16 protein-coding genes are annotated in these 16,141 nt (G+C 45.5%); all 16 read right to left on the bottom strand.

What is annotated here, in order from left to right; genetic code table 11:
* Nucleotides 1-26 precede the first annotated feature (26 nt).
* The 16 genes from rpoB to fkpA all read right to left on the bottom strand — a co-directional run bounded on the left by rpoB (nucleotide 27) and on the right by fkpA (nucleotide 15,954).
* The gene (gene rpoB, locus BDD26_RS07410) at nucleotides 27-4,055 is read right to left on the bottom strand and encodes a DNA-directed RNA polymerase subunit beta (protein WP_115826057.1); all 4,029 of its coding nucleotides are present in this window, start codon (nucleotides 4,053-4,055) and stop codon (nucleotides 27-29) included.
* 423 nt (nucleotides 4,056-4,478) lie between these two features.
* Nucleotides 4,479-4,844, bottom strand: coding sequence for a 50S ribosomal protein L7/L12 (gene rplL / locus BDD26_RS07405; protein WP_038260739.1), 366 nt, complete (start codon nucleotides 4,842-4,844; stop codon nucleotides 4,479-4,481).
* 63 nt (nucleotides 4,845-4,907) lie between these two features.
* Complete coding sequence (rplJ, locus tag BDD26_RS07400; protein ID WP_038260741.1) at nucleotides 4,908-5,405, bottom strand: 50S ribosomal protein L10; 498 nt, start codon at nucleotides 5,403-5,405, stop codon at nucleotides 4,908-4,910.
* A 340-nt stretch (nucleotides 5,406-5,745) separates the two neighbouring features.
* Complete coding sequence (gene rplA, locus BDD26_RS07395) at nucleotides 5,746-6,447, bottom strand: 50S ribosomal protein L1 (protein WP_038260744.1); 702 nt, start codon at nucleotides 6,445-6,447, stop codon at nucleotides 5,746-5,748.
* A gap of 3 nt (nucleotides 6,448-6,450) precedes the next feature.
* Nucleotides 6,451-6,879, bottom strand: coding sequence for a 50S ribosomal protein L11 (gene rplK / locus BDD26_RS07390; protein WP_038260747.1), 429 nt, complete (start codon nucleotides 6,877-6,879; stop codon nucleotides 6,451-6,453).
* Between the two features lie 202 nt (nucleotides 6,880-7,081).
* The gene (gene nusG, locus BDD26_RS07385) at nucleotides 7,082-7,627 is read right to left on the bottom strand and encodes a transcription termination/antitermination protein NusG (protein WP_038260749.1); all 546 of its coding nucleotides are present in this window, start codon (nucleotides 7,625-7,627) and stop codon (nucleotides 7,082-7,084) included.
* Nucleotides 7,628-7,629: 2 nt separating this feature from the next.
* The gene (gene secE / locus BDD26_RS07380) at nucleotides 7,630-8,013 is read right to left on the bottom strand and encodes a preprotein translocase subunit SecE (protein WP_038260752.1); all 384 of its coding nucleotides are present in this window, start codon (nucleotides 8,011-8,013) and stop codon (nucleotides 7,630-7,632) included.
* 357 nt (nucleotides 8,014-8,370) lie between these two features.
* Nucleotides 8,371-9,555, bottom strand: a complete 1,185-nt coding sequence (tuf, locus tag BDD26_RS07375) for an elongation factor Tu (RefSeq protein ID WP_115825325.1) — start codon at nucleotides 9,553-9,555, stop codon at nucleotides 8,371-8,373.
* A 71-nt stretch (nucleotides 9,556-9,626) separates the two neighbouring features.
* Nucleotides 9,627-11,735, bottom strand: a complete 2,109-nt coding sequence (gene fusA / locus BDD26_RS07370; RefSeq protein ID WP_038269446.1) for an elongation factor G — start codon at nucleotides 11,733-11,735, stop codon at nucleotides 9,627-9,629.
* Nucleotides 11,736-11,828: 93 nt separating this feature from the next.
* Nucleotides 11,829-12,299: a 30S ribosomal protein S7 gene (gene rpsG / locus BDD26_RS07365; protein WP_038269448.1), complete on the bottom strand. Its 471-nt coding sequence runs from the start codon at nucleotides 12,297-12,299 to the stop codon at nucleotides 11,829-11,831.
* Between the two features lie 98 nt (nucleotides 12,300-12,397).
* Entirely contained in the window at nucleotides 12,398-12,772 is a 375-nt protein-coding gene (rpsL, locus tag BDD26_RS07360; RefSeq protein WP_038269449.1) for a 30S ribosomal protein S12, read from the bottom strand.
* A 217-nt stretch (nucleotides 12,773-12,989) separates the two neighbouring features.
* Nucleotides 12,990-13,277 carry a sulfurtransferase complex subunit TusB gene (gene tusB / locus BDD26_RS07355; protein WP_115826055.1) on the bottom strand — a complete coding sequence of 96 codons (288 nt, stop codon included), beginning with the start codon at nucleotides 13,275-13,277 and terminating at the stop codon, nucleotides 12,990-12,992.
* Nucleotides 13,278-13,296: 19 nt separating this feature from the next.
* Nucleotides 13,297-13,656, bottom strand: coding sequence for a sulfurtransferase complex subunit TusC (tusC, locus tag BDD26_RS07350; RefSeq protein WP_115826053.1), 360 nt, complete (start codon nucleotides 13,654-13,656; stop codon nucleotides 13,297-13,299).
* A 31-nt stretch (nucleotides 13,657-13,687) separates the two neighbouring features.
* Nucleotides 13,688-14,083, bottom strand: a complete 396-nt coding sequence (gene tusD / locus BDD26_RS07345; protein ID WP_038269453.1) for a sulfurtransferase complex subunit TusD — start codon at nucleotides 14,081-14,083, stop codon at nucleotides 13,688-13,690.
* On the bottom strand, nucleotides 14,083-14,820 hold the full coding sequence (locus tag BDD26_RS07340) for a helix-turn-helix transcriptional regulator (RefSeq protein ID WP_038269454.1): 738 nt from the start codon (nucleotides 14,818-14,820) through the stop codon (nucleotides 14,083-14,085). The genes tusD and BDD26_RS07340 overlap by 1 nt, the downstream gene beginning before the upstream one ends.
* 369 nt (nucleotides 14,821-15,189) lie before the next feature.
* A complete protein-coding gene (fkpA, locus tag BDD26_RS07335) occupies nucleotides 15,190-15,954 on the bottom strand; it encodes an FKBP-type peptidyl-prolyl cis-trans isomerase (protein ID WP_115826051.1) in 765 nt (254 codons plus the stop codon).
* Nucleotides 15,955-16,141: the final 187 nt, after the last annotated feature.

The raw sequence follows: 16,141 nt of genomic DNA, 5'->3' as shown, positions 1-16,141 counted from the left end.
GCTGGACAGCGCCAGCGGAAAACAATTTATTCGTCTTCCAGCTCGATGTTGATACCCAAGGAACGGATCTCTTTCAGCAATACGTTGAAAGACTCCGGCATACCTGGTTCCATCTGGTGGTTACCATCCACGATGTTTTTATACATCTTGGTACGACCGTTAACATCATCGGATTTAACGGTAAGCATTTCTTGCAGAGTATATGCTGCACCGTATGCTTCCAGTGCCCACACTTCCATCTCACCGAAACGCTGACCACCGAACTGTGCCTTACCACCCAGCGGCTGCTGAGTAACCAGGCTGTAAGAACCGGTAGAACGAGCATGCATCTTGTCATCAACCAAGTGGTTCAATTTCAGCATGTACATGTAACCAACAGTTACCTGACGCTCAAATTGCTCACCAGTACGGCCATCAAACAGTGTGATCTGACCAGAGGTCGGCAAACCACCCAATTTCAACAGCTCTTTGATTTCAGTCTCTTTCGCACCATCAAAGACTGGAGTTGCGATTGGCATACCTTTTTTCAGGTTTTCAGCCAAACGCATAACTTCGTCGTCAGTAAAAGTATTCAAATCAACTTCCTGACAGGTATCATCACCCAGATCATAAGCTTTCTGGATAAATTCACGTAGCTTGGCAACTTCTTGCTGCTGCTTCAGCATCGCATTGATTTTGTCACCAATGCCTTTCGCCGCCATACCTAAGTGAGTTTCCAAAATCTGACCGATGTTCATACGTGATGGTACGCCCAGCGGGTTCAGTACGATATCAACCGGAGTACCGTTTTCATCGTAAGGCATGTCTTCGATTGGGTTAATCTTAGAGATTACACCCTTGTTACCGTGACGACCTGCCATCTTGTCACCAGGCTGGATCTGACGTTTCACTGCCAGATAAACTTTGACAATTTTCAGAACGCCCGGTGCCAAATCATCACCCTGAGTGATCTTACGGCGTTTAGCATCCAGCTTCTTCTCGAACTCAGCTTTCAGTTCGTCATACTGTTCTGCCAACTGCTCAAGCTGATTTTGTTTATCTTCATCAGCCAGACCCAGTTCTAACCAGCGCTCACGTGGCAGTTTGTCTAATTTTTCTGCTTCAATGCCACCGGAAATCAGTACATTGCGAATACGGGCAAACAGACCGGCTTCGAAAATTCGCAGTTCTTCAGTCAGATCTTTTTTCGCCTGACGCAACTGCATCTCTTCGATTTCCAACGCACGCTTGTCTTTTTCTACACCATCACGGGTAAAGACTTGTACGTCAATAACAGTACCGGAAACACCGTTCGGTACGCGCAGTGATGAGTCTTTAACATCAGACGCTTTTTCACCAAAGATCGCACGCAACAGTTTTTCTTCTGGCGTTAACTGCGTTTCACCTTTCGGTGTCACTTTACCCACCAGAATGTCGCCACCTTTCACTTCCGCACCGATATAAACGATACCGGATTCGTCCAGTTTAGACAGCGCTGCTTCACCTACGTTAGGGATATCAGCGGTGATCTCTTCAGGCCCCAGTTTGGTATCACGAGATACACAAGCCAGTTCTTGAATATGAATAGTGGTGAAACGGTCTTCCTGCACTACACGTTCAGATACGAGGATGGAGTCCTCGAAGTTATAACCATTCCATGGCATGAACGCCACGCGCATGTTCTGACCCAGTGCCAGTTCACCCAAGTCAGTGGATGGACCATCAGCCAGAACGTCACCACGTTCTACGTGTTCGCCCAGAGATACACATGGCATTTGGTTGATACAAGTGTTCTGGTTAGAACGGGTGTATTTAGTCAGGTTATAGATATCAATGCCCGCTTCACCTGCGTACATTTCATCTTCGTTAACCTTAATCACGATACGGGATGCGTCAACATACTGAACCACACCACCACGTTTAGCAACGGAGGTTACACCGGAGTCAACCGCTACTGCACGCTCCATACCTGTTCCGACCAGCGGCTTATCTGCACGCAGAGTTGGAACTGCCTGACGTTGCATGTTCGCACCCATCAATGCACGGTTGGCGTCATCGTGTTCAAGGAATGGGATCAAGGAAGCACCAACGGACACAATCTGTTGTGTCGAAACGTCCATGTACTGAACCTGATCACGGTTAAACAAGCTGGATTCGTCATAGTGACGGCAAGTTACCAGTTCTTCAATGAAGTGGCCTTCTTCGTCCAATGCGGAGTTAGCCTGCGCAATGACGTAGTTACCTTCTTCAATAGCTGACAGGTAGTGAATCTCATCTGTTACTACACCGTCGCGTACTAAACGGTAAGGGGTTTCAAGGAAACCATATTCGTTAGTACGTGCATAAACAGACAGTGAGTTAATCAGACCGATGTTTGGACCTTCAGGTGTTTCGATTGGACATACACGACCATAGTGAGTCGGATGTACGTCTCGAACTTCAAAGCCTGCTCGTTCACGAGTCAGACCACCCGGGCCCAAAGCAGAAATACGACGTTTATGGGTAATTTCAGACAGTGGGTTGTTCTGGTCCATAAATTGAGACAACTGGCTGGAGCCAAAAAACTCTTTCACTGCCGCAGAAATTGGCTTGGCGTTGATCATGTCCTGTGGCATCAGGGTATCCAGATCACCCAGAGACAAACGCTCTTTCACCGCACGTTCTACACGTACCAGACCAACACGGAATTGGTTTTCAGCCATTTCGCCAACGGAACGAATACGACGGTTGCCCAAGTGGTCAATATCATCCACTTCGCCTTTACCGTTACGGATATCGATAAGCTTCTTCATGACATCGATGATGTCGTCTTTGCTCAGGATACCGGAACCTTCAACCTCTTCACGATCCAGAGAACGGTTGAACTTCATACGGCCAACTGCAGACAGATCATAACGATCTTCAGAGAAGAACAGGTTCTCAAATAAGTTTTCGGCAGCTTCGCGGGTCGGTGGTTCACCCGGACGCATCATGCGGTAAATTTCAACCAATGCGCTCAAACGATCGTTGGTCGGGTCAATCCGCAGAGTTTCGGAAATGTATGCACCGTGATCCAAATCGTTGGTGAACAGGGTCTCAATGGTTTTATGGCCAGATTGGCTCAAACGCGCCAACAGATCCAAAGAGAGTTCCATGTTAGCAGTACAGATGATTTCACCTGTGTTCTGATCGATGTAATCTCTCGCAACAACTTTACCCGCGATATATTCAACAGGCACCTCAATACGGTCTACCTGATCTTTTTCTAACTGACGGATATGACGAGCGGTAATACGACGGCCTTTTTCAACATAAACTTTGCCGTTTGCTTCAATATCAAATGAAGCAGTCTCACCCCGCAGACGTTCTGGTACCAGAGTCATCTGCAACTTGTTGTCGCGGATTTCGAAAATAGTTTTGTCGAAGAACAGGTTTAGAATGTCTTCAGCGGTGTAATCCATCGCGCGCAGAATAATCGAAGCCGGCAATTTACGACGGCGGTCAATACGCACAAACAGGTTATCTTTAGGATCGAATTCGAAATCCAGCCATGAACCACGGTAAGGAATGATACGTGCATTATACAGTACCTTACCGGATGAATGGGTTTTACCCTTATCACTGTCAAAGAAAACGCCTGGGCTACGATGCAACTGAGATACGATTACGCGCTCAGTACCGTTGATAACGAAAGTCCCGTTATCAGTCATGAGTGGAATTTCACCCATGTAGACTTCTTGTTCTTTGATGTCTTTAACTGTGCCTTCTGGTGCTTCACGCTCATAGATCACCAGACGCAGTTTAACACGCAGTGGGGCGGAATAAGTCACGCCACGGATCTGACATTCTTGAACATCAAAAACAGGTTCGCCAAGACGGTAACTTACATATTGCAGCTCAGAACTGCCGCTGTAACTCTGAATTGGGAACACAGAACGGAAGGCCGCTTCCAGTCCATTCTGGCCTTCAGGATCTTGCTCGATAAACTTCTGGAACGAGTCAAGTTGGATAGAAAGAAGGTATGGAACATCCAAAACTTGTGGACGTTTACCAAAATCCTTACGAATACGTTTTTTCTCGGTATAGGAGTAAACCATAGGGTTCCTCAGCTCGCTGATAAGTGACCCACTCTGTCCGCCCTTAAGGACAGCACTCTGCAACACTATTTTTTCGAACAGAAAATAGAATATTTTCCGTAATACTCATTACTATTACTCTTAAATCATTTCATTGCGTTACCTTACTACCGAGCTACTCGAGTGGATCGTAGCTGAGAACGCAGTATATTAAGTCGTCAATAGGAAGGAGTATTCTGGGTTCATTAGCAGCCAAACAGTGTGAAATGCTACTAACTCCCTGCGTTGTGCTCTATAGAGCATATGCTTTATAAAACTCCAAAATGACTTTATAAAACAACATGATTTTAAAACAACAAGGTGCTCTACAGCGCAAAAAGGCTGGCGATTAAAAAATCGCCAGCCGCCAGCCTAGGAAATCAGGCTGCGAACTTCAAACTGATCTTACTTGATCTCAACAGAAGCACCTGCTTCTTCCAGAGATTTTTTCAGAGCTTCAGCATCTTCTTTGCTGATGCCTTCTTTCAGCGCTGCTGGTGCGCTTTCAACCAGGTCTTTAGCTTCTTTCAGACCCAGACCAGTTGCGCCACGTACTGCTTTGATTACAGCAACTTTGTTAGCACCAGCGCCAGTCAGGATTACGTCGAATTCAGTTTTCTCTTCAACTACTTCAGCAGCAGCACCAACTACAGCTACAGCAGCAGCAGCAGAAACGCCGAATTTTTCTTCCATCATGCTGATAATTTCAACAACGTCCATTACAGACATTTCTGCAACTGCGTCCAGAATTTGTTCTTTAGTGATAGACATAACAAGTGTTCCTAAAATTCAGAAAAAATTTATACGTTAAAAAGCAACGAAGGAAATAAGCAATTAAGCTGCTTCTTTCTTATCGCGTAGTGCAGCCAGGGTGCGAACCAGTTTGCCTGCAACGGCTTCTTTCATGGTTGACATCAGGCGTGCGATTGCTTCTTCGTAAGTTGGGAGTGTTGCCAGACGATCGATGTTGCTCGCTGGAATAAACTCACCTTCAAAGGCTGCTGCTTTAATCTCGAATGCTGGGTTCGCTTTCGCGAAATCTTTGAACAGACGAGCAGCGGCGCCCGGATGTTCGTTAGAAAAAGCAATCAAGGTTGGACCAACAAACGCTTCTTTCAGGCACTCATACTCAGTACCTTCAACAGCACGGCGCATCAGAGTGTTACGAACAACACGCATGTAAACGCCAGCTTCGCGACCTGCTTTACGCAGTTCAGTCATTTTATCTACGGTAACGCCGCGAGAATCCGCAACAACCGCAGACAGCGCGCCTTTGGCTACTTCGCTGACTTCAGCAACAATCGCTTGTTTGTCTTGAAGATTTAGTGCCATTAGCTTCTTGCTCCTGGATTAACCGGGCAGACCCGGGACTCACTTCACTCAAAGCACGAAATGTGCCTGAGCGCTGAAACACGGTGAGCAGAATCCAGAAAATAAATTTCCTTTGGCTCTGTCACCGTCTACGCAGGATATTAAGTAATTACTTACGCCTGCGGTCTTGGACGGGGCTTGGATTAGGCCAAGCTCCAACCGAAAACTGTGATTTGCCCTGATACGTTTTATGTATCAATTATTATCAATTGTTATACATCTGTTCAGGCAAATTCGAAGCGTCAGATTTTAGACAAATCTGACGCCGAGGTAAAGCGTTATTCGCTTTCAGCTTAAATTATTAAGCTGCGGTGTTCAGACCAGACTGGTCTATTGCAACACCTGCACCCATAGTAGTGGACAGGCTAACTTTCTTGATGTAAACGCCTTTAGCAGAAGATGGTTTAGCTTTTTTCAGCGCAACCAACAGAGCTTCCAGGTTTTCTTTCAGTTTGTCAGCATCAAAGTCAACTTTACCGATGGTGGTATGGATGATACCATTCTTGTCGTTACGGTAACGAACCTGACCCGCTTTAGCATTTTGTACAGCTTCAGCAACGTTAGGAGTTACAGTACCAACTTTCGGGTTTGGCATCAGGCCACGTGGCCCCAGGATTTGACCCAATTGGCCAACAACGCGCATTGCATCTGGAGATGCGATAACTACGTCGAAATCCATCTCGCCTTTCTTAACCAGTTCAGCCAGATCTTCCATACCTACCAGTTCTGCGCCAGCAGCTTTAGCTGCTTCAGCGTTTGCGCCCTGAGTAAATACAGCAACACGTACTGAACGACCTGTACCGTGTGGCAGTACAGTTGCACCACGAACGTTCTGGTCAGATTTACGAGCATCAATGCCAAGATTAACAGCTACGTCAACGCTTTCTACGAATTTAGCAGTAGCCAATTCTTTCAGCAGAACAACGGCTTCGTTGATGTCATATTGTTTAGTTGCATCAACTTTTTCACGAATAGTGCGCATGCGCTTGGTCAGTTTAGCCATTGATTAACCCTCCACTACCAGGCCCATGGAACGAGCAGTACCTTCGATTGAACGCATCATTGCGTCAACGTCAGCACCAGTCATATCCGCAGCTTTAGTTTCAGCAATTTCACGAATCTGAGCGCTGGTTACTTTACCAACTTTCTCTTTGTTCGGCTTGCCAGAACCAGATTTGATGCCTGCTGCTTTCTTCAGCAGGACAGCCGCTGGTGGGGTTTTAGTAACGAAAGTGAAAGAACGGTCTGCGTAAACAGTGATAACAACTGGAATTGGCAGGCCTTTTTCAATGCTTTCAGTTTTTGCATTGAACGCTTTACAGAATTCCATGATGTTAACACCTTGCTGACCCAAAGCTGGACCAACTGGTGGGCTTGGGTTAGCCATACCTGCTGCAACTTGCAGCTTAACGTAGGCTTGTACTTTCTTAGCCATCTATATTTCCTCTATATGGGTGTTATCGCCTCCAGAAAGAGGCTCCCCTAACGATTCAGGCCCCGTCTAATAAAGACCAGACCACAAAAAAAGTTATGTTTGTTACCAGACTCAGTTGCTTATCTAGATAAAAACAAAAGGCGCGAAATTGTATGTTAATTTCACACCCTTTGCAAGCCAATTCGCTTAATTAAGCATCAGATCAAACTTTCTCGACCTGACTGAAATCCAGCTCAACTGGCGTGGCACGACCAAAAATAGAAACCGAAACTTTCAAACGGCTCTTCTCGTAATCGACTTCTTCCACTACGCCATTGAAGTCCGCAAACGGACCATCGCTGACACGAACCATTTCGCCTGGTTCGAACAAAGTTTTTGGCCGTGGTTTATCACCAACCTGCTGAAGGCGATTCATAATCGCATCGACTTCTTTATCACTAATTGGTGCCGGGCGGTCAGATGTACCACCGATAAAGCCCATTACGCGTGGTACACTGCGAACCAGATGCCAGGTTGCATCGTTCATTACCATTTGTACTAAGACATAGCCAGGGAAGAACTTACGCTCGCTTTTACGACGCTGGCCACTGCGGATCTCAACAACCTCTTCTGTCGGCACCATCACTTCGCCGAAAGAATCTTCCATATCATGCAATTTGATATGCTCACGCAGAGATTGAGCCACACGGCCTTCAAACCCAGAAAATGCCTGTATGACATACCAACGCTTTTTTGGGGATTCAGACATTCTTAAAACCTCAGGCCTGTAATAAATGAAACTAAACGCACCAGAATACCATCCAGCCCCCACAAAATAAGAGACATGACAGCCGTAACTGCCGCAACAATCAGTGTCGTATGCAGAGCTTCCTGGCGTGTTGGCCAAATGACTTTACGCATTTCAACGCGGGATTCACGGGCAAATGCTAATGCAGCTTTACCTTTCGCAGTCCACAATGCAACTGCTCCTGCAAGGGCCACAATAGCAACAACGGCTATCGCGCGCAGAGGCAGGTTATACTCCCGGTAATAGTAATTACCCACAATAGCAACCACCAGCAGCACTGCCACCAATAGCCATTTTGCTATATCAAGACCACGCCCGCTTTCTTGAGCATTGCTATTCGCACTCATAAACCAACCTGTAACTATATGTAAGTAACTATGATGTAAATAGATAGCCAGCTTGCCTCGCAAGAGCAAAACAAATCAGACCGAACCCAAAGATAATTGTAATTGTATCTGACTCGGTGCCATAATTCAGCAGGACTTTTTGTATCTGTTTTCTTGAAAACTATTTTTTGGAAAGAATTCTTGAAAACTGGGCGATACCAAAGTCTATCCGTTGTATCAGAGCCTATCTCACCAATAATTCACAGCTATTCAGTCAGCGTACCATCAGACAACTATTGATGAGATAGGTTCTTCCTAAGACAACGTATAAAAAGGGCATCTGTCGATGCCCCTTCCAAAATGAACACATTAAAAAGATTATGCGATCACTTTAGCAACAACACCAGCACCTACAGTACGGCCACCTTCACGGATTGCGAAACGCAGACCTTCGTCCATTGCGATTGGGGCAATCAGGGTCACTTTCATGTTGATGTTGTCACCTGGCATGACCATCTCTACGCCTTCTGGCAGTTCGATAGTACCGGTTACGTCAGTTGTACGGAAGTAGAACTGTGGACGGTAACCTTTGAAGAATGGAGTATGACGGCCACCTTCATCTTTGCTCAGGATGTACACTTCCGATTCAAACTGAGTGTGTGGGTGGATAGAACCTGGCTTCGCCAGAACCTGACCACGCTCAACGTCATCACGCTTAGTTCCACGCAGCAGAACACCTACGTTCTCACCCGCACGGCCCTCGTCCAGCAGTTTGCGGAACATTTCAACGCCAGTACAAGTTGTTTTGGTGGTTTCTTTGATACCAACGATTTCAACTTCGTCACCCACTTTAACGATACCACGCTCAACACGACCAGTAACGACAGTACCACGGCCGGAGATAGAGAATACGTCTTCGATTGGCAGCAGGAATGGCTTGTCAATGTCACGCTCGGGTTCTGGGATGTAAGAATCCAGTGCTTCAGCCAGTTCGATGATTTTCGCTTCCCACTCTGCGTCGCCTTCCAGCGCTTTCAGAGCAGAACCACGGATGATTGGCGTGTCATCGCCTGGGAAATCGTACTGAGACAGCAGCTCACGGACTTCCATTTCTACCAGTTCCAGCAGCTCTTCGTCATCAACCATGTCACACTTGTTCAGGAACACAATGATGTATGGTACACCTACCTGACGGCCCAGCAGGATGTGCTCACGAGTCTGTGGCATTGGGCCATCAGTGGCAGCAACAACCAGGATCGCGCCATCCATCTGAGCCGCACCGGTGATCATGTTTTTCACGTAGTCGGCGTGGCCTGGGCAGTCAACGTGTGCATAGTGACGAGATGGAGTATCGTATTCTACGTGCGAAGTAGAGATGGTGATACCACGTGCTTTTTCTTCTGGTGCGTTATCGATCTGGTCGAATGCACGAGCGTTACCGCCGTAAGTTTTCGCCAAAACGGTAGTGATGGCAGCAGTCAGGGTAGTTTTACCGTGGTCAACGTGGCCGATAGTACCAACGTTAACGTGCGGTTTTGAACGTTCAAACTTTTCTTTAGACACGACTCTATTCCTTAATACCGCTCCCTCGTCATAAATGATGAGGGAGCTAAAAAGATAGTAAACTCGAAAAATTATCTAGATTTACGAGCTTCGATAATAGCCTGAGCGACGTTGCTCGGCGCTTCGTTGTACTTCAAGAACTCCATAGAGTAAGAAGCACGACCTTGGGTCTGAGAACGCAGGTCAGTAGCATAACCAAACATTTCAGACAATGGTACTTGAGCACGAACAATTTTGCCCGTAGCTACATCATCCATACCATCGATCATACCACGGCGACGGTTTAAATCGCCGATGACGTCACCCATATAGTCTTCTGGTGTTTCCACTTCAACTTTCATGATAGGTTCCAGCAGAACTGGTTTCGCTTTCATGAAGCCTTCTTTAAATGCCATGGATGCAGCAATTTTAAAGGCGATTTCTGAGGAGTCAACGTCATGGTAAGAACCATCAAACAGAGCAACTTTAACGTCAACGATTGGGTAACCAGCCAGAACACCGCTCTTCAGCTGTTCCTGAACGCCTTTATCGACGCCTGGGATGTATTCTTTAGGAACAACACCACCAACGATTTCGTTCGCGAATTCGTAACCAGCTCCACCAGCTTCCAGAGGTTCAATACGCAGCCATACATGACCGTACTGACCACGACCACCGGACTGTTTAGCGTGTTTACCTTCCTGCTCAACAGAAGCACGGATAGTTTCACGGTAAGCAACCTGAGGTTTACCTACGTTCGCTTCAACGTTGAATTCACGACGCATACGGTCAACCAATACGTCAAGGTGAAGTTCACCCATACCGGCAATGATAGTCTGACCAGACTCTTCATCACTGCTCACGCGGAATGATGGGTCTTCCTGAGCCAGACGACCTAAAGCGATACCCATTTTTTCTTGGTCAGCTTTAGTTTTTGGCTCGATAGCAACAGAGATAACTGGCTCTGGGAATTCCATGCGCTCCAGGATAATTGGCGCGCTCAGGTCACAGAGAGTATCACCAGTGGTGACATCTTTCAGACCGATAGCAGCTGCGATGTCGCCTGCACGGACTTCTTTGATTTCTTCACGTTTGTTAGCGTGCATCTGAACGATACGGCCAAAACGTTCTTTTTTGTCTTTAACCGGGTTCAGTACGGTGTCACCAGAGTTAACAACACCAGAGTAAACACGGAAGAACGTCAGGTTACCCACGAATGGGTCGGTAGCGATTTTGAACGCCAGAGCAGAGAATGGCTCGTCATCGCTGGAGTGACGTTCTGCTGGAGTATCTTTGCCGTCTGGCAGAACACCTTTGATTGACTCAACGTCAGTTGGTGCTGGCAGGTATTCGATAACTGCATCCAGCATTGCCTGAACACCTTTGTTCTTAAATGCAGAACCACAGGTAACCAGGATAATTTCGCCAGCCAGAACACGTTTACGCAAAGCTGCCTTGATTTCTTCTTCAGTCAGCTCTTCACCGCCCAGATATTTGTCCATCAGTTCTTCTGATGCTTCTGCTGCGGATTCGATCAGGTTCTGATGCCATTCCTGAGCCAGCTCAAGCATGTCAGCCGGGATATCTTCATAAGTGAAGGTTGTACCCTGATCAGCTTCGTTCCAGTTGATTGCCTTCATTTTCAGCAGGTCAACAACACCGGTGAAGGAATCTTCTGCACCGATTGCCAACTGTAGAGGAACTGGGTTAGCAGCCAGACGAGTTTTGATCTGTTCAACAACGCGCAGGAAGTTCGCACCCATACGGTCCATTTTGTTAACGAACGCGATACGTGGAACATTATATTTGTTAGCCTGACGCCATACAGTTTCAGACTGAGGCTGAACACCACCAACTGCGCAGTAAACCATGACTGCACCATCAAGAACACGCATAGAACGTTCTACTTCAATGGTGAAGTCAACGTGTCCTGGGGTGTCGATGATGTTGATGCGGTGTGGTTCATACTGCTTAGCCATACCAGACCAGAATGCAGTAGTCGCAGCAGACGTGATGGTGATACCACGCTCCTGCTCCTGCTCCATCCAGTCCATAGTTGCTGAACCTTCGTGAGTTTCACCGATTTTATGATTTACACCTGTGTAAAACAGAATACGTTCAGTTGTTGTGGTTTTACCGGCGTCGATGTGGGCACTGATACCGATATTGCGGTAACGTGCTATAGGTGTTTTACGAGCCATTTTTTCCTCTCTCGTGGGCGTTCAATTTAGAGAACGGGTAGCCAAGCAGCTACCCAGAACAAATTCACTGCCGATGGTATATCAAAAAATGGATTACCAACGGTAGTGTGCGAACGCCTTGTTAGCTTCTGCCATACGGTGAACGTCTTCACGTTTCTTAACAGCAGCGCCTTTGTTTTCAGCCGCATCAGATAATTCATTCGCCAGGCGCAGAGCCATCGACTTATCACCGCGTTTACGAGCAGCATCAACGATCCAACGCATTGCTAATGCATTACGACGAACCGGACGAACTTCAACTGGAACCTGATAGGTAGAACCACCTACACGACGGGATTTAACTTCCACAGTCGGGCGCACATTATCCAGTGCCAGCTCGAATGCTTCCAGATGATCTTTACCAGAACGCTGAGCCAGGGTCTCAAGCGCACCATATACAATTGCTTCTGCGACAGACTTCTTACCGTCTACCATCAGGATATTTACAAATTTTGCCAGCAGTTCAGATCCGAACTTTGGATCTGGCAGAATTTTACGTTGACCAATTACACGACGACGTGGCATGGAAATACTCCGTTTCGAATTTCAGGGTTGTCCAAAACTCTACGAGTTTATTCTGACATTAAAGTAAAAAATGTTTGGCCTTACTTAACGGAGAACCATTAAGCCTTCGGCTTCTTCACACCGTACTTAGAACGACCTTGTTTACGGTCTTTAACACCGGAACAGTCCAGTGCACCGCGAACAGTGTGGTAACGCACACCTGGCAAGTCTTTAACACGACCGCCACGGATCAGGATTACGGAGTGTTCCTGCAGGTTGTGGCCTTCACCACCGATATAGGAAGTCACTTCGAAACCGTTAGTCAAACGAACACGGCATACTTTACGCAGTGCTGAGTTTGGTTTTTTTGGAGTAGTGGTATATACACGAGTACATACACCACGTTTTTGCGGGCAAGCTTCCAGAGCAGGAACGTTGCTTTTCACAACTTTCGAGCTACGAGATTTGCGAACCAGCTGGTTAATAGTTGCCATTATTAAAAAAGCTCCTGGTTTTTTGCTTCGTAAACACGGATTTTACCCTCTGTCAGTCATGATGACAAAACGAGAGGACGCGGAATTTTATTGCTGACTTGACGAGGTGTCAAGAAATATACAGCCTTTCTACGGTCAGCGTCGTCAAAGAGTTAGCAAGTCATTTATTGCTGGCTGAATACTACAGGCAGTATCTTCGGACAAAATACAGAAATATCTACCAACTGAAACTTTGCTGATGTTTCACCGTTAAGCTGACAAAACCGTTGTAATTTACCACCTGTACACGATCTGAAACTTGATTAGTAAGTCCTCGTGCATCCAGATCATCCTGCAAAGCATAGATACCGGCTCCTGTGCGGATCAACTCAGCTAAATAGCGATTACCATTCATACTGAGCAATACCCCATTCTGAATCAGCAGGACATCATCCGCATCAGTGATCAGGCCAAGTATTGCATTGAAGTCATCCTGGTAAGGTGAGCATCTAACAGTATATAACATGTTATCTCTCCAAAATAGATTAAAATTTCAACACAACATCATAGCCCGCTAACAATTGGCGAATGGCCGCAGCTGAGAGAAACTCGGCTGCCAGAATAAAATCATTTTCTGGACTGAATCCTCTAACCATCAGATCTTCCAGGCAAATATAACACTTATCAATGTCATACAGAGATAAAATCTTAAATGTTGAAATGTAGTCACGTGACAGAATTTTATCCGGTTGCTGGTCAGACAGTAGCTGGAATACCCCATCAGAAATAAAGAATACACCAATCTGCTCCGTCAATGCTGATGTTGCGAGTAGAGCATCCAGCCCCTCTCTGCCGGCAGAAGACCCGTGGGGAGCTTCAGTAAAAACGAAGGCGATTTTTTTCATTATTACCCTCAATATCCTTTTGCCTATGCCCCTAAAATTGTACCACGCGATCACAGAGCATCATCGCCTCAGCCAGAGAACCAAGGCCGCTGAGTTCAAACCCATTGGCCAGATTCGCAGCATCCAGATTCAGTTCATTTGCCTGTTGTTCATCTACAACACCACGTCGCAGCGCTGCCGCAACACAAATGAATAAATTAAACTGGTGCTGAGTAGCCAATGACTGCCACGCTCTGACGAGATCAAATTCATCATTAGCAGGCGCTACCAACCGATTGCCATTCTGAACGCCGTCACGATAAAAAAACACGCTATGCAATTTATGGCCGGAAGTAATAAGCGCCTGTGCAAATTGATAGGCACTACTGGCTTGCTGAGTCCCATATGCTGGCCCGGTCACCAGAAGACAATAAGACAGTGGCGACATTACTTCTCCGGACTTGCACATTCACCACTTTTAAACTGGCGAATATAAAGGTATACCGTATGCTTGGAGATATTCAGGCGATCAGCAACCTGATTAATAGCATCTTTGATATCAAAAATACCTTTCTCATACAGATTCAGGACAACCTGCCTGTTTTTCGCATTATTGGAAACATTGCGATCAGCATTTACCTCTTCAATAGTATATTCCAGAGTCTGTGCAACCAGATCATCCACAGAAGAAGCAAAATTGACGTTTGAAGAGACTTCGTGAGTTTTTTCCGGAATAAAGGTCTGAATAATTTCAGAGAAAGGCACATCCAGATTCATATTAATACACAAAAGCCCGATAACTCGACGTTGGCGGTTACGAATCGCAATCGTAACAGATTTCATCAATGCGCCACTTTTCGCCCGTGTGAAATAGGCTCTGGAAACACTGGCGTCTTCATCCGTCATATCGTGCAGCATCCGTAATGCCAGATCAGTGATGGGAGAGCCAATTTTACGGCCCGTATGTTCACCATTAGCTATTCTGACAGCTGAACATTTAAGGTCTTCCAGTGAATGAAGAACAATTTCACAATGCCCACCAATCAGCATAGCCAGGCCATCAACAGCAGCTTCATAAGACTTTAAAATTTCATGATCCGTTTCACTGAACGGTTGGTTTTCCAGTAAATCAATATCGCTGTTATCACCAGATATTTTATCACCGGATAATAGTGGGGTAGACATGTAATACACCATCCTTCAAGCTTAGACTTCGCCTCACCAAAAGCATCAGAGTGAGATTTATTATAACCGCAACTTAACAGAAAACATTTCAAAAACGCTGTATTCTATCCAGAATAATGACGTTAAAACTACATTAAATTGTCGTCAAGACCTTGCTGAATAGACTGCCAGAGGTTATCACAGCGTTTATGTTCAAATGTACCTGATATATGAGAAAATTATTCTATTTAATACTGTGTAAAATAATAATTGGCAAAATTCATTCTCTATATTTACGTTTATTACTTACTAAATCGAAGTAAATATTGGTATAACAAAACAGGGACCTGATAGCCCCTGTTATAAAATCATGTACTAATATGATGAAAATTATTTTGCTTTTGCGTTAGGTTTAATATCCAACAATTCAATTTCAAAGACTAAAGTTGAGTTAGCCGGAATTTCTTGCACTCCATTTTTGCCATAAGCCAATTCAGGTGGGATGACTAATTTCATTTTTCCACCTTTTTTCAGATACTGAAAACCTTCTTTCCAGCCCTGAATCACTTTATCCAGAGGAATCGACAGAGGCTCTTTACGTTCATAGGAGCTATCAAACACTTTCCCGTCAATCAAACTTCCTTTGTAATTTACAACTACGGTATCGCTTGCCGCAGGAGTCTTGCCACTTCCTTCCTGCTCAATTTTATACAGAAGACCGGATTTCGTTTTTACAACTCCCGCTTCCTTAGCAAACTGCTCCCGAAATTTATCCCCTTTCTCACTATTTTCACTGGCCTCTTTCTCCAGCTTGGCCTGTAAAGAAGCTCTGATTTTTGCATCAAACTCACTGAGAACTTGCTGAATCTCTGTGTCATTCAGTTTACTTTTGTTATTGACTGCATCTCCAAAACCAACCAAAAGCTGAGACTTATCAATATTAATACCTAGCGCTTTTTGTTCGTCCAAAGATTTTTCCATATAACGACCTATGGAAGCTCCCAATGCATAAGAATCCTGCTGTTCTACTGTCTTAAAAGCCTTATTCAGTTTCACTTCATCGCTGGTTTTTGTTTCAGCAGCCATTGTATACGGTGCACTGAATGCCATTGCCAGTGTAGTTGCCAGCAAGGTTGTTTTTAACAATAATTTCATCTTATTCTCCAATAAATTTGACTGAGTTTGCCGTCAGCAAAAATCATGCGACCACATGTACTATAACTGCCTGCGAAAACCAATAACAATATTTGCTATACGCCGCCCTGAAAAATATTGAAACAACCGTGAAGTAACTCATTGAGCGAAAAGCTTTCCTGCTCTCCACTTTCTTTCCACCTTCACC

Source organism: Xenorhabdus cabanillasii (assembly GCF_003386665.1).
Classification (GTDB): domain Bacteria; phylum Pseudomonadota; class Gammaproteobacteria; order Enterobacterales; family Enterobacteriaceae; genus Xenorhabdus; species Xenorhabdus cabanillasii.
The sequence above is the reverse complement of the archived record's forward strand: the minus strand, read 5'-3'. Positions and strand labels throughout refer to the sequence as shown.

What these genes read in the sequence shown, in the direction of transcription:
- rpoB (WP_115826057.1), bottom strand. Translation starts at nt 4,055, where the DNA reads ATGGTTTACTCCTATACCGAGAAAAAACGTATTCGTAAGGATTTTGGT.
- rplL (WP_038260739.1), bottom strand. Translation starts at nt 4,844, where the DNA reads ATGTCTATCACTAAAGAACAAATTCTGGACGCAGTTGCAGAAATGTCT.
- rplJ (WP_038260741.1), bottom strand. Translation starts at nt 5,405, where the DNA reads ATGGCACTAAATCTTCAAGACAAACAAGCGATTGTTGCTGAAGTCAGC.
- rplA (WP_038260744.1), bottom strand. Translation starts at nt 6,447, where the DNA reads ATGGCTAAACTGACCAAGCGCATGCGCACTATTCGTGAAAAAGTTGAT.
- rplK (WP_038260747.1), bottom strand. Translation starts at nt 6,879, where the DNA reads ATGGCTAAGAAAGTACAAGCCTACGTTAAGCTGCAAGTTGCAGCAGGT.
- nusG (WP_038260749.1), bottom strand. Translation starts at nt 7,627, where the DNA reads ATGTCTGAATCCCCAAAAAAGCGTTGGTATGTCATACAGGCATTTTCT.
- secE (WP_038260752.1), bottom strand. Translation starts at nt 8,013, where the DNA reads ATGAGTGCGAATAGCAATGCTCAAGAAAGCGGGCGTGGTCTTGATATA.
- fusA (WP_038269446.1), bottom strand. Translation starts at nt 11,735, where the DNA reads ATGGCTCGTAAAACACCTATAGCACGTTACCGCAATATCGGTATCAGT.
- rpsG (WP_038269448.1), bottom strand. Translation starts at nt 12,299, where the DNA reads ATGCCACGTCGTCGTGTAATTGGTCAACGTAAAATTCTGCCAGATCCA.
- rpsL (WP_038269449.1), bottom strand. Translation starts at nt 12,772, where the DNA reads ATGGCAACTATTAACCAGCTGGTTCGCAAATCTCGTAGCTCGAAAGTT.
- tusB (WP_115826055.1), bottom strand. Translation starts at nt 13,277, where the DNA reads ATGTTATATACTGTTAGATGCTCACCTTACCAGGATGACTTCAATGCA.
- tusC (WP_115826053.1), bottom strand. Translation starts at nt 13,656, where the DNA reads ATGAAAAAAATCGCCTTCGTTTTTACTGAAGCTCCCCACGGGTCTTCT.
- tusD (WP_038269453.1), bottom strand. Translation starts at nt 14,083, where the DNA reads ATGTCGCCACTGTCTTATTGTCTTCTGGTGACCGGGCCAGCATATGGG.
- BDD26_RS07340 (WP_038269454.1), bottom strand. Translation starts at nt 14,820, where the DNA reads ATGTCTACCCCACTATTATCCGGTGATAAAATATCTGGTGATAACAGC.
- fkpA (WP_115826051.1), bottom strand. Translation starts at nt 15,954, where the DNA reads ATGAAATTATTGTTAAAAACAACCTTGCTGGCAACTACACTGGCAATG.